Origin of the sequence: Brachybacterium sp. AOP25-B2-12, from assembly GCF_052378625.1 — a bacterium.
GTDB lineage: Bacteria > Actinomycetota > Actinomycetes > Actinomycetales > Dermabacteraceae > Brachybacterium.
Map to the genome: position 1 here is coordinate 52,740 of NZ_JBQSXW010000001.1, position 12,785 is coordinate 65,524.

General features: G+C 72.0%; 11 protein-coding genes. 6 read left to right on the forward strand and 5 right to left on the reverse strand.

Translation table 11 applies throughout. From position 1 onward, the window contains the following. Window positions 1-53 precede the first annotated feature (53 nt). From ACT3TZ_RS00260 to ACT3TZ_RS00280, 5 genes are read left to right on the forward strand one after another with little or no spacing between them, the layout of a single operon-like run. On the forward strand, window positions 54-1,421 hold the full coding sequence (locus ACT3TZ_RS00260) for an MFS transporter (protein WP_444581386.1): 1,368 nt from the start codon (window positions 54-56) through the stop codon (window positions 1,419-1,421). Continuing rightward, window positions 1,418-2,560: a Gfo/Idh/MocA family protein gene (locus tag ACT3TZ_RS00265; RefSeq protein WP_444581387.1), complete on the forward strand. Its 1,143-nt coding sequence runs from the start codon at window positions 1,418-1,420 to the stop codon at window positions 2,558-2,560. Before ACT3TZ_RS00260 ends, ACT3TZ_RS00265 begins: the two co-directional genes overlap by 4 nt. A gap of 2 nt (window positions 2,561-2,562) precedes the next feature. Beyond that, entirely contained in the window at window positions 2,563-3,414 is an 852-nt protein-coding gene (locus ACT3TZ_RS00270) for a sugar phosphate isomerase/epimerase family protein (protein ID WP_444581388.1), read from the forward strand. After that, a complete protein-coding gene (locus ACT3TZ_RS00275) occupies window positions 3,411-4,571 on the forward strand; it encodes a DUF993 family protein (RefSeq protein ID WP_444581389.1) in 1,161 nt (386 codons plus the stop codon). The genes ACT3TZ_RS00270 and ACT3TZ_RS00275 overlap by 4 nt, the downstream gene beginning before the upstream one ends. 53 nt (window positions 4,572-4,624) lie before the next feature. Then, entirely contained in the window at window positions 4,625-5,794 is a 1,170-nt protein-coding gene (locus ACT3TZ_RS00280; RefSeq protein ID WP_444581390.1) for a glycerate kinase, read from the forward strand. Between the two features lie 336 nt (window positions 5,795-6,130). Here the strand turns inward: ACT3TZ_RS00280 and ACT3TZ_RS00285 are convergent, their stop codons facing one another. The 5 genes from ACT3TZ_RS00285 to ACT3TZ_RS00305 all read right to left on the reverse strand — a co-directional run bounded on the left by ACT3TZ_RS00285 (window position 6,131) and on the right by ACT3TZ_RS00305 (window position 11,686). Beyond that, complete coding sequence (locus ACT3TZ_RS00285; protein ID WP_444581391.1) at window positions 6,131-7,126, reverse strand: bile acid:sodium symporter family protein; 996 nt, start codon at window positions 7,124-7,126, stop codon at window positions 6,131-6,133. A 143-nt stretch (window positions 7,127-7,269) separates the two neighbouring features. Next, complete coding sequence (locus ACT3TZ_RS00290; protein ID WP_444581392.1) at window positions 7,270-7,932, reverse strand: DUF6320 domain-containing protein; 663 nt, start codon at window positions 7,930-7,932, stop codon at window positions 7,270-7,272. After that, complete coding sequence (locus tag ACT3TZ_RS00295) at window positions 7,932-9,368, reverse strand: alcohol acetyltransferase (RefSeq protein WP_444581393.1); 1,437 nt, start codon at window positions 9,366-9,368, stop codon at window positions 7,932-7,934. The genes ACT3TZ_RS00290 and ACT3TZ_RS00295 overlap by 1 nt, the downstream gene beginning before the upstream one ends. Next, complete coding sequence (locus ACT3TZ_RS00300; protein ID WP_444581394.1) at window positions 9,365-10,324, reverse strand: alpha/beta hydrolase; 960 nt, start codon at window positions 10,322-10,324, stop codon at window positions 9,365-9,367. The genes ACT3TZ_RS00295 and ACT3TZ_RS00300 overlap by 4 nt, the downstream gene beginning before the upstream one ends. Before the next feature lie 57 nt (window positions 10,325-10,381). After that, the gene (locus ACT3TZ_RS00305; protein WP_444581395.1) at window positions 10,382-11,686 is read right to left on the reverse strand and encodes an ROK family protein; all 1,305 of its coding nucleotides are present in this window, start codon (window positions 11,684-11,686) and stop codon (window positions 10,382-10,384) included. 112 nt (window positions 11,687-11,798) lie between these two features. Here ACT3TZ_RS00305 and ACT3TZ_RS00310 point away from each other — a divergent pair, with 112 nt between their 5' ends. Continuing rightward, window positions 11,799-12,776: a carbohydrate ABC transporter permease gene (locus ACT3TZ_RS00310; protein WP_444581396.1), complete on the forward strand. Its 978-nt coding sequence runs from the start codon at window positions 11,799-11,801 to the stop codon at window positions 12,774-12,776. The last annotated feature ends 9 nt before the right edge of the window (window positions 12,777-12,785 follow it).

Below are 12,785 nucleotides of genomic sequence, written 5' to 3' on the forward strand. Positions count from 1 at the left end.
GCTTCGGGCATCACACACCCCACCCCACTGGTTCTGCGATGAAGGAGACCACAGTGAGCACGACCCTCGACACCGATCGACCCCCCACCGCCAAGAGCACCAGCCCCCTGCGCGCAGGCGTCGCCGCCTGGGTCGGCGGCGCCCTCGAGTACTACGACAACTACGCCTACGCGCTGGCCACGGCCCTCGTGTTCGGTCACGTCTTCTTCCCCGACGACGGCGCCACGGGCACGGTCGCCGCCCTGGCCACCTTCGCGGTGTCCTACTTCGCACGCCCGGTCGGGGCCGTGCTCCTGGGCCACGACGGTGATCGCGTCGGACGCAAGGCCGTCCTCGTGATCATCCTGCTCATGATGGGCATCTCGAGCTTCCTCATCGGGCTTCTCCCGACGTATGAGCAGGTGGGCATCTGGGCGCCCGTGATGCTCGTGGCACTCCGGATCGTCCAGGGGATCTCGGTGGGAGGTGAGACCGCAGCGGCGGCGACCCTGACGGTCGAGGCCGCCGGCGAGAGCCGACGGGGCTTCTTCACCTCGTTCACGTCCAACGGGATCGTCTCGGGGTTCGTGCTCGCGACCCTCGTGTTCGTCCCCATCTCGGCGCTGCCCCAGGAGGCGCTGGACACGTGGGGATGGCGCGTGCCGTTCCTGCTGAGCGCCGTGGTCACGGTCGCCGGGCTCGTGATCCGCTCCAAGCTCTCGGAGTCCGAGGCCTTCGAGGAGCACGGGAACGAGGACGAGCTCGTCAAGATCCCGGTCGTCGAGGCGCTGCGCACCCACTGGCGGGCGATCCTGCGGGTCGTCGTCTGCTCGCTCGCCTTCGCCGTGGACACCGTCGTCAAGGTCTTCGCGCTCGCTCTGGCGACGAACGTGTACGGGATCGCGTACTCGACGATGCTGTGGGTCCTGCTGGTCGGGCACGTGCTGGCCCTGGCGACCCAGCCCCTGCTCGGGATGCTGGGGGACCGCGTCGGGCGCCGTCCGGTGTTCATCGCCGGGAACCTCGTGTGCGCGATCATGCTGCCGCTCTACCTCGCCTCGATCTCCGCGGGCGATGTCCCGATGATGTTCCTGACCGGTGCGCTCTCGGTCGCCGGCGGCTACGCCTGCATCAACGCCACGTATCCCGCGATGTTCGCCGAGATGTTCTCGCTCAAGGTCCGCCAGACGGGGATGGCGCTCGGGCTGCAGGTGGGGCTCATCGCGGCCGGCCTCGCGCCCAGCATCTATACGGCGCTGACCGCTGGGGACCCCGGCAACTGGGTGCCCGTCGCGGTGATCGCAGGGGCCATCTGCATCATCGCCTCCCTTGCCGCGCTGACCGCCCGGGAGACGGCCCACACCCCACTGCTCGAACTGGGCGATCGGCCCCGTGCCGAACGCGGCGAGAGCACCACCACGACCACCGAGGAGTCCGCATGAGCACCAAGCGACCGACCGACCGAGGGCCCCTGCGGGTCGGGATCGTCGGCTGCGGGAACATCGCCGACAACCACTACCGCGCCTACCGCGGCATCCCGGGTGTCGAGGTGATCGGCGTGTGCGACGTCGACGCCGCACGTGCCCGGGCGTTCGCCGACGAACGCGGGATCGCGGGAGCGCACGGGTCGGTCACCGAGCTCCTCGACAGTTCGCCCGATGCGATCAGTGTCTGCACACCGCACCCCACCCATGAGGTCGTCGTCGTCGAGGCCGCAGCGGCCGGCGTCGCGATCCTCTGCGAGAAGCCCATCGCGGCAGACCTCGCCGCGGCAGAGCGGATGATCGCCGCGACCGCCACGGCGGGGGTTCGGTTCGGCGTCGTGTTCCAGCGACGCTTCTGGCCCGGCATGCAGAGGCTGCGGGCCGCGATCGACGACGGCAGGTTCGGGCGTCCGATGCTCGCGCACAGCCAGATCCTGCTGCACCGCGGCGCCGACTACTACGAGGCCGCCGCCTGGCGCGGCACCTGGGCCGCCGACGGCGGAGGGGTCCTCATGACCCAGGCCATCCACAACCTGGACCTTCTGCAATGGTTCCTCGGCACGCCTGTCGAGGTCAGCGCCAAGGCCGGCACGTTCGTGAACTCGGGGCTGATGGAGGTCGAGGACATCGCGGCAGCCCTCATCACCTTCGCGTCCGGAGCGGTCGCGACCGTCACCGCGACGGTGGCCGCCCAGCCCAACCTCGGAACCCGGCTGACCGTCACCGGCGAGACCGGCGCCACCGCCGTGCTGACCGAGTATCCGGAGGGTGCGGACGCGGTGCCCGAGGTCTGGACGGTCCGCGGTGAGGAGTCCCTCTCCCCCGTTCTCACGGGTCACCTGCTCCCCGATCTCGGCGTCGCCGAGGTCAACGCCCGCCTGCTGCCGCTGCATCGCCGGACCGTCGAGGACGTCGTGGACGCCGTCCGCACCGACCGGGACCCTCTGGTGACGGGTGCGGACGCCTTGGCGTCCCTGCGGATCGTCCGAGCGGTCTACGACTCGGCGCGTACCGGCCTGCCCGTGACCATCGGACATCCGGACGCGCCCGCGGCGTTCGAGGGCATGCGTCCCGCGACCGAGGGCGTGCCCTCGTGAGCGTGTCCCGGCTGAGCCTCAACCAGGCGACCTGCCGCCCCTACGACCTGCGCGAGACCGCGGAGGCCGCGGCCCGGCACGACATCGGATGGATCGGGCTGTGGACCGATCCGGTCGCGGATCTCGGCGTTGCGCCGACCAGGAAGCTCCTGGCGGACACGGGACTGTCCGTGAGCTCGCTGTGCCGGGTGGGGTTCTTCGCCGACAAGAGGGGCGGTGACCTCCGCACCGCGGTCGACGGCGTGCGCCGGGCCATCGCGACCGCGCACGAGGTCCAGGCCCTCCAGCTCACCGTGATCGCGGGGGGCCTGCCGCCCTGGGACACCGACATCGCGTCCGCGGAGTCCCGTGTCCGTGACGCATTGGCCGTGCTGGTCGAGGACGCCCGCGCGGCCGAGGTCCGGCTCGCGCTCGAACCCCTGCACCCGCTGTTCGCCACGAGCCGGAGCATCGTCACGACTCTCGCCCAGGCTCTTCGGGTCGTCGATCCGCTGCCCGTGGACGCCGTGGGCCTGCTGGTGGACGCCTACGCCGTCGCCTGGGACCCCGACCTCCAGGCCTCACTCCTGCACGCGGGCCCCCGCCTGGCCGGCTACCAGGTCGACGACTTCGCACTGCCCCTGCCGGTCCCGGAGAACATGCACGGACGCCTGCTGCCCGGGGACGGGGAGCTCGATCTCGCCCGCATCACAGGGGCCGTGCTCGCGGCGGGATACACCGGCCCGATCGAGGTCGAGGTGTTCTCCGAGGAGCTGTGGGCACAGGACCTCGACACCATCGTGCATCGCACCGTCGCGTCGTACCGACGGTCGGTGCTGCCCACGCTCGCTCCGCTCGAAGGGATTCCCGCATGACCACCGACACGCGCACCACCATCACGGTCCCCACCGCCGAGGGACTTCGGCGGCTCCAGGTCCCCGAGCCCGGCCGGCTCGTGACGTCCACCGCGCCCTCCCGCAGTCGAGTGGTGTACGCCGCAAGCCATGTGATCCCCGTCGCCGCCACGGCGAGCACGGCCTCCTCCGAGATCGACTGGGAGGCGACCCTCGCCCTGCGCCATCGGCTGTGGGACCTCGGGCTCGGGGTCGCCGAGTCGATGGACACCGCCCAGCGCGGCATGGGGCTGTCCGCGGCCATGGCCCTCGAGCTCGGCGAGCGGACCCTGGCGGAGGCCTCGTCGCGCGGCGGCGCGGTGGTCGTCGGCATCGGGACGGATCAGCTCGGCGAGACCGCCGTGACCCTTCAGGACATCATCGGCGCCTACCTCGCACAGATCGAGCGGATCGAGGACGCGGGAGGATCCGTCGTGATGATGGCCAGCCGGCACCTGGCCAGGACAGCGCGGTCCGCCGATGACTACCTGCGTGTGTACGGCGCGGTGCTCGACGGTGCCCGGCGTCCCGTGGTCCTGCACTGGCTCGGGCAGATGTTCGACCCGGCTCTCGAGGGGTACTGGGGCAGCCGCGACCTCGACGCCGCAGCGGACACGGTGCTCGAGCTCATCGGGTCCCACCGCGGTGCGATCGCGGGGATCAAGATGTCGCTGCTCGATGCCGCTCGGGAGGTCGCCGTGCGACAGCGGCTGCCCGCCGGCGTGCGGATGTTCACCGGGGACGACTTCCACTACGCCGAGCTCATCGCCGGTGACGAACAGGGGCATTCCGACGCGCTGCTGGGAGCCTTCGCCGCGATTCCCCGCTTCGCCTCCGCCGCGCTCGCGCGCCTGGATGCCGGTGACGTCGACGGCTTCCGCGCGATCCTGGATCCGACCGTGCCGCTGTCCCGGCTCGTCTTCGAGTCCCCGACCCGCTTCTACAAGGTCGGGGTGTCCTGGCTCGGCTACCTCTCGGGGGACCAGGGACACACCCGGATGCTCGGCGGGCTCGAGACCGGCCGCAGCCCGGAGCACCTCGGTCGGCTTCTGTCCGAAGGGCTGAGGATCGGCCTGTTCGAGGACCCGGAGCTCGCCGCCTCGCGCGCCGGGGCATGGTTCCGCGGGATCGGTCTGTGACGGCCGGCGCGTGCCCGCCGGCCGATGGCGCGGCTGCCGGTGACGACCTGCCGATGCGGGTCCTCGTGCTCCCCGACAAGTTCAAGGGAAGCCTGACGGCCGCCGAGGTCGCCGACGCGATCGGCGCGGGGATCCGGGATGCCGAGCCCGACGCGCGGATCCGGACCATCCCGATCGCCGACGGCGGTGACGGGACGCTGGACGTCCTCGTCGTCGCGGGAGGCGTCCCGCACGACGTCCCCACGACCGGCCCTCTCGGAGATCCGATCACGGCACGCTGGGTGGAGCTCGACGATGGCACGGCCGTCGTCGAGCTCGCCGCCACGGCAGGACTGCAGCTGGTGCCGACGCGGACCGCGAGCACGGCGTGGCGTGCGAGCACGGCAGGGACGGCGGCCGTGATTCGCGACGTTCTGGACCACGGCCTCCGGAGGATCGTCGTGGCTGCTGGGGGTGTCGCCAGCACCGACGCCGGCGCGGGACTGCTCATCGGGCTGGGAGCGACCGCTCGGGACGCGGACGGCGGGGTGCTCGCGGAGGTCGAGGAGCTCGACAGGGTCGACGAGATCGACCTCGGATCGCTCGACCCCCGCCTGAGGTCCGCACGATGGATCGTGGCGACCGACGTCAACGCACCACTGCTCGGTCCCATGGGCGCGGCTCGGCTCTACGCCTCCCAGAAGGGTGCTGACGCCGCAACCGTCGAAGCGCTCGAGGCGCGAGGGTCCCGGTGGGTCCGAGCCCTGGAACGCGCGAGCGGGCGACGACTCTCCGCTCTTCGACGAGGTGGCGCTGCGGGAGGGGTGCCCCTCGCCCTGGCGGCCGTCGTGCCCGTCGACCTGCAGGGCGGACTGGCGTGGCTCGCGGAGCGGCTCGACCTCGCCGGAGCGATCGCGCACAGCGACCTCGTGATCGCGGCCGAGGGCCGTCTCGACCGCCAGAGCCTGCAGGGGAAGGCCCCGGTCGCCATCGCCGAGCTGGCACGGGCGGCCGGGGTGCCGGTGATCGCGCTCGTGGGCGCCCTCCACCTGACCCCCGAGGAGGTTGCGGCCGCAGGCTTCGCATCTGCCCACGACCTGGTCTCGATGACCGGTGACGTGCATGAGGCGATGCGACGGGCGGCACCTCTGGTGCGGGAGCTGGCAGCGACCGTGCACACAGTGATTGTCGAGGCGCGCACCGTCCTGAGGCGCGGTGCATCCGCCGGGTCGGTCCTGGGGTAGCGTCCGGGCCCATGCGCACCCGGTTCGACCACCTGCGCACGGAGGACCACGAGCACGTCGGGTACCTCGAGATGACCGACGACGATCTGTTCGTGCCCTACGACCTCCTGCACCGTCGCCGCGGCGAGCCCTCCGAGCTCGAGGTGGCCGAGGCCGCCCTGGACGAGCTGGGGCTGCGTCCGCTCGCCGAGGAGTGGCTGCTGGACGTCCCCGGCGAGGGCGAGGTGCGGGTGCGGATCCTCGAGGTCGACCGCGAGCGGGCCACGGTGGCCCGCACGATCGACGGCGGCTCGCTCCACGTCGCCACGACGATCGACCTGACCCGCACCCTGCGGATCACTCTGCCCGCTGCGGGACTGCATCCGGCTCCGCGACCTGGGCGCCGCGCTCGGTGGGGTGACGCGACCAGTATGCGGCCAGCAGCGAGCCGGAGACGTTGTGCCACACCGAGAACATCGCGCCGGGCAGGGCGGCGACGGGATTGAAGTGCTGGGCGGCGAGCGTCACCGCGAGCCCGGAGTTCTGCATGCCCACCTCGAAGGCCACGGTGCGCCGGGCGGCGGCGTCGAGCCCCGAGAGCCGGGCGGCGCCGTAGCCCAGCAGATAGCCCGCGAGGTTGTGCAGCACCACGGCGACGAGGACCACGCCCGCGACCGCCATGATCGAGGCCGCGGCGCCGGAGACGACCGCGAGGACCACCAGGGCGATGCCCGCCACGGACACCAGCGGCAGCGCCGGGGTCACCCGCTCGATGAACCGCGGGAAGAGCCGGCGCAGCACCAGGCCCACGACGATCGGGGCGAGAACCACCTGCAGGATCGAGACGAGGAGGCCTCCGGCGTCGACGGGGAGGTAGTGCCCGCCCACGAGGAGCACCAGCAGCGGCGTCAGCACCGGGGCCAGCAGGGTCGAGACGGTCGCCATCGCGACGGACAGCGCGACGTCCCCCTTGGCGAGGTAGTTCATGACGTTCGAGGCGGTGCCGCTCGGGCAGCAGCCGACGAGGATCACGCCGATGGCGAGCATCGGCTCCAGGTGCAGCACGACCGTGAGCAGCCAGGCGATGCCGGGCATGATCACGTAGTGGGCGACGGTCCCGATGAGCAGGGCCCACGGGCGCCGGGCGACGATCGCGAAGTCGCTCCCTCTCAGCGTCATGCCCATGCCCAGCATGATGAGCGCGAGCAGCCAGGGGACGGCGGGGGCGAGCGGGGTGAACGTCGCCGGGGTCAGCAGCGCGAGACCGCCGGCGGCGAGGACGATCACGGGGGTCAGCGTCGCGGACCAGCGGCTGAGGGCGCTGAGACCGGGGGCGGGATTCTGCTGCGGCATGGGGAGGCCTCCTTCGGGACGGGCCCGAGGTTACGCCTCCGTAGCTTCCGTGGCCACCGCGGATCGTCCCGCGATACGGAACACGCATCCCAGGGGACAGGACTGCCCAGGTCGCGCCGCGGTGTCGTCCCGCGCCGGCGTGCTCAGAGGTGGAGTCGTCGTGCCAGCTCGTGGCGCACGTCGCGGATCCGGGACAGGTGCAGCATCGAGAGCGCGACGAGGCTGACGATCACGCACAGCACGGAGGGCAGCGGATCGGTGACCCAGCCCAGCGCGAGCAGCACCAGCGGCGTCAGGCCCATCAGCACGGTGGGGCCGCTGTGCAGGACGTGGTCACCCAGCTCGATGCGCAGGAGCCGTGCGGTCACGAGCACCGCGATGACGGCGCACGCGGAGACGATGGGCAGGGTGTACGTCAGGGACCAGCCGTGCCAGCCGGTGAGGTAGTCCCAGTACACGCAGACCGGGCACACGAGCAGCACGAGGTACAGCGCCACTCGCGTCACCTCACGCCGTTCCCGGACGGCGATGAGCGTGAGCAGCCACAGGGTGCTCAGGCCCAGCCATACCGAGCGCAGCACGCCGATCCCGCTGCTGCCGGCCCCCAGGAGCAGCTGGACCGCGAACGAGGCGACGATCACGCCCAGCGAGACGAGCAGCAGCACGCGCAGCAGCCGTCGGCGCGAGAAGACGAGGGGGACGGTGGGCAGGGGATCGGGCGACGGGGTGCCGTCGGTGGCCCCGCCGCACAGCGGGCAGCGGGTCCATCGGCCCTCGATCCGCACCCGGCACGCGGGACAGCGCATCACGGCGCTCCCCCCGGCGCCTCGGCGAGCTCGGCCTCGGAAGTCCTGGCGGCCGCGATGCTCACGTCGATGCCCCGCGCCGTGAAGGAGCGCACGAACTCGCGCACGTGGTCGGTCTCCAGGAAGGGCGAGGTGAAGCTGATGGTGAGCCGGCCGTCGTGGGACATGCTGCAGAACTGCGGCCGCGCGGCGGAGACCTGGAGGTACAGGCGCCGCACGTGCGCCTCGCCGGGCTCGGGCAGGGTGACCCGTCCCATGTTGGAGATCGCGACCGTCAGCCCGCGGTTGTTGATGCGGTTGGCCAGCCCCAGCCCCAGGTCCTTGAGGGGCCGCGGGACGATCCGCAGCAGGGGCGACTGCTGCAGGCGCATCAGTGCGCGGACCCGCGCCTCGAGGGCCTCAGGGGTGATCTGCGCCCGCAGCTGCCCCTCGAGCCCCTGGGCAATCGCGCCGACCGTGTCGGCCCCGAGGCCGTAGGTGTGCTCGACGCGCGCGGTCGCGAAGAAGTTGCGCGGCGAGGTCGACGGGAAGAACTGGCGGAGATCCACGGGCACCGAGACCGCGACCGTCCGCCCGTGGCCCAGCCCCCCGGCGGCGATCCGCACGGATTCGACGAACACCGCGGTGAGGTACATCGTCAGCGAGACCTGCTCGGCGCGGGCCAGGGCCAGGACGTCGGCGGCGGGCATGGTCACCTCGACCAGCCGGGTGCGGTGGTCCGGGGTGCGGGTGCCCGAGGGGCGGTGCACGCGGCGCAGTGCCCAGCGGCGGGCCGTCGCGATCCGGGCGCGACGGCGCCCGGACGACGGCGCGGCCCCGGGAGGCTCGGCCCTCGGAGCTCCGGGGCTCGCGCGATCGGCGGGCGCGTCGCGTCGACGGCGTCGGAAGTACCGGGTGAAGCCGTCGGCCACGAGCGAGCGGGACAGGTCCACCGGAGGCGCTCCCGGTGCTCCCTCCGGGCCCGGCTGCACGAGCGGGATGCCCTCGGTGGTCGTCGGCGGCGTCTCCGGATCCGAGGGGTACCGGAGCCGGCAGTACTCCCCCACCAGATCCGTGAGGAACCGCAGCGCGCCGCCGCCGTCGGAGAGCACGTGGAACACCTCGAGGATGATCCTGCGGCGATGATGCGTCACCCGGAACAGCAGCTCCCGGCGGTCGGGTCGGTAGATGGGGGCGCACGGTGCCCCGACGTCCTCGCCCGCGACGGGACGCAGGTCGCTGTCCTGGAGGTAGTGCCAGAACAGGCCCCGTCGCAGCACCGCGTGGTAGAGCGGGTAGTGGTCGAACGTCGCGTCGAGCGCCCTCTGCACGATGTGGGGATCGACGTCCTCGTCGAGCTCGGCGACCATCCGGAACACCTTGGTGTCGACGTCCGAGCGCGCCGCGAGGAAGATGTTCGAGGCGTTGTCCAGCCGCACCCAGGCGCGCCGGGTCATCGGCCCGCCATCCGCGGGACGGGCCGGCCCGGATCGGGCTCGCCGTCGAGGAAGGCATCGATGACCTCGTAGGCCTCGCGCAGCGGGCGTGCGAACCGCGGCAGGGTGATGAAGCCGTGGAGGGCACCTGCCACGGTGTGGATGCGGACCTCGTCCCCCGCCGCGGCCAGGGCCCTCCCGTAGGCCACGCCCTCGTCGTGCAGGAGGTCCAGCTCGGCGGGGATCACGAGCGTGGGCGGCTGCTCGGTGAGGTCGGTGGCCAGCAGCGGCGCCACCAGCGGCTGCCGGCGACGCGCGACGTCGGGGACGTAGAGGTCGAGGTAGTCCTGGACCTCGCGGTCGGTCAGCCGGTAGTCCTGGCCGTGCTCGCGCACCGAGGGGAACGGCGAGGTCTCCGGCCGGTGGTCCCAGTACGTGACCGGGTACAGCAGGATCTGCAGATCGACACCGCGGGCCTGCTCGTCCCGCAGCCGCAGCGACACCGCCGCGGCGAGGTTGCCGCCCGCGGAGTCCCCCACCAGGACGATCCGTCCGGGACGCTCGACGGTCACGATCGAGGGATCCGCGAGCAGCGCGACGGTCACGGCGAAGCAGTCGTCCAGACCGGCGGGGAAGGGATGCTCGGGGGCCAGGCGGTAGTCCACCGAGGCCACGATGCAGCCGGTCAGATCCGCCATCGCGGCGCACGCGGGGGTGTAGCTCTCGATGTCGCCCGTGACCCAGCCGCCGCCGTGGAAGAACACCAGGAGGTCGTCCCGGCGCTGCTCGCGGGGACGGAAGACCCGCACGGGGATCGAGCGCTCGTCCGCAGGGACCCGCACGTCCACCGCCCGGTACCGGGTGCCGGGCAGCGACGCGAGGCGGCGCTGCAGCCGGCGCACACGGGGGTAGTCCGTGCGCATGTCGAGCCGGGGCGCGGCGAACAGCCGCATCACGGCCAGCACCAGCGGGTTCACGGGGCGGCGACGGGACGGGGGTCGGAGACGGGCATGACCCCAGGGTAGACGGCGGCGTCAGCCCGCCTCGGCCGCCCGCACGCTGGTGTCGTCCCTGACGGCCGGCTCGGCGAGCTCGGGTGCCGCGGCACCGTTCCGGGTCCGGGGGGCGGGACCGGCGACGAGGTCCACGGCCGCCTCGCGCACCCAGGACCGGGCCCGGGTGACGGCTCCGGCGCAGACCACGTCGTCCCCCAGCGGCGAGACGACGATCCCCCGCTCCTGGATGCCGCCGAGCTCGTGGGTGCGTGAGCGCACCCGGTCCAGCGCGGGCTCGAGGGACGCGGCGAAGGGACCGGAGAACACGATCCGCTCGACGTCGAGCATACCGCCCAGGAGCGCGCAGACGCGGGCGAGACGCTCGACGAGCATCCCCTGGATGCGCTGGGCGGCGAGGTCCCCAGCCGCCGCGGCGCGGCGCACGCCGTCGACGTGGATGGCATCCGCATCGCCCTGGGCGAGGGGGCTGCGCTCCCCGATCACGCCGAGCCGTCGCTCCTCCCGGATCCAGTCCCGCACGAGGGCGTCGACGCCCTCGGTGGACCCGATCCCGTCGATCTGCCGGATGAATCCGAGCTCCCCGGCGGCGCCGCGCGCACCCCGCACCAGGCGGCCGTCCACCACGCAGCCCGCCCCGAACCTCGGACCCGACAGCAGCGTCACGTACGAGCCCAGTCCCCGCCCGGCGCCGGTGTCCCCCTCGGCCAGGGCCGCCGCGTTGGCGTCGTTCTCGACGATCACCTGACCCACCAGGTGTGCGAGGCGGTCGATGTACTCGGGGTTCATCGCCTCCCAGAAGCTGTCCACGTCCCGCGGCGAATGCCCCTCCTCGTCGACGGGAGCGGGCACCGCGAGCACCAGGCACAGCACGTCCGACCAGGTCAGCGACAGATCCTCGAGCAGGTCCGCGACGAGGCCGACCACCTCGGTGCGGCGGTCGGCGGCCGTGGCCTCCGGGTCGATCGACCGGGTCGAGGTGCCCAGCTCGTCGCCCCGGAGATCCGTGACGCGCGCGGTGAGGTCGTGGGACCCGGCGTCGAGGCCGACGAGGAGGCCTGCGCCGGCATCGAGGGCGTAGCGGCGGGCCGGGCGCCCCTTGCGGTAGGCCGCGGAGCCGGCGCGGGCGTTGGGCAGCTCCCGGAGCCATCCCTTGGCCACGAGGTCGTCGGCCAGCGCGATCGCGGTCGAGCGCGTGAGGCCGGTGGGCGCCATGACGTCGCTCGCGGTGAGCGCGGGACGTTCGAGGGCGAGCCGCAGGACGGCCGCCGCGTTGAGCTGCTTGGACGGCGGCGCACCGGCGACGGCGTGGATCACGTGTGGCACTTGACACTCCTGACGGTCGGCCTCAGTATTGCAGACCAGCATTTGATTGCGGTTGGAAATCTAGTCCGCGAAGGTAGTGCGGACATCCTCCGATGACGTGGGAGATACCGACGTGACCCCTGCTGCAGTGACCACGGCTCCACCCCAGGAGCCCCCCGCCCCGACCGGCGCCCGACGCCGTCCACGAAAGGTCCGCACGCCGTTCAGCCGTCGTGAGCGACGCAACGTGCGCCTGGGCCTGCTGTTCGTCTCCCCCTGGGTGGCGGGCGTGCTGATCTTCGTGGTCTATCCCCTGATCTACTCCTTCGCCATCAGCCTCACCCAGTACTCCGGCATGCAGTCCCCCACCTTCATCGGGCTGCAGAACTACATCACGGCGGCGCTGGATCCGATGGTCCACATCTCCGTGGGCAACACGCTCTACTACATGGCCATCGCCGTCCCCGTGGGCATGGTCGTGGCCCTGCTGCTGGCCCTGGCGATGAACCGGCAGGTGCGCGAGGTCGCGCTGTACCGGACGATCCTCTACATCCCCTCGCTGATCCCGGCGTTCGCGCTGTCGTTCATCTTCATCGTCTTCGTCAACCCCCAGTTCGGCATCTTCAACCGGTTCCTGAGCCTGTTCGGCGCCCCCGACACCAACCTCCTGGGCGAGCCGAGCCTGGCCAAGATCGTGATCATCGTGATGGGCCAGCTCGGCGCCGGCAACGCGGCGCTCATCTATCTCGCGGGCCTGCGCAACATCCCCACCACGCTCTACGAGGCGGCCCGCGTCGACGGCGCCTCCCAGTGGACACAGTTCGTGAAGATCACCCTGCCGCTGCTGACCCCGACGATCCTGTTCAACCTCATCACCGGCATGTCCGGCGCGATGCAGGTGTTCACCGAGGCCTTCATCATGACCGGCGGCGGTCCGGACAACTCGACGCTCTTCTACATGCTCTACCTGTACAAGAACGCCGTCTCCTACGGCCAGCTGGGCTACGCCTCCGCGCTCGCCGTGCTGCTGTTCCTGTTCGGCATGCTGCTGGCGGGCCTGATCTTCGTGGTCTCCCGCCGCTTCGTGCACTACGACGTCTCGGCCGGCTGAGGCCACGGA

Coding starts and splice junctions, on each gene's coding strand:
- ACT3TZ_RS00290 (WP_444581392.1), bottom strand. CDS start 7,932: ATGCGCTGTCCCGCGTGCCGGGTGCGGATCGAGGGCCGATGGACCCGC.
- ACT3TZ_RS00285 (WP_444581391.1), bottom strand. CDS start 7,126: ATGCCGCAGCAGAATCCCGCCCCCGGTCTCAGCGCCCTCAGCCGCTGG.
- ACT3TZ_RS00280 (WP_444581390.1), top strand. CDS start 4,625: ATGCGGGTCCTCGTGCTCCCCGACAAGTTCAAGGGAAGCCTGACGGCC.
- ACT3TZ_RS00265 (WP_444581387.1), top strand. CDS start 1,418: ATGAGCACCAAGCGACCGACCGACCGAGGGCCCCTGCGGGTCGGGATC.
- ACT3TZ_RS00295 (WP_444581393.1), bottom strand. CDS start 9,368: ATGACCCGGCGCGCCTGGGTGCGGCTGGACAACGCCTCGAACATCTTC.
- ACT3TZ_RS00275 (WP_444581389.1), top strand. CDS start 3,411: ATGACCACCGACACGCGCACCACCATCACGGTCCCCACCGCCGAGGGA.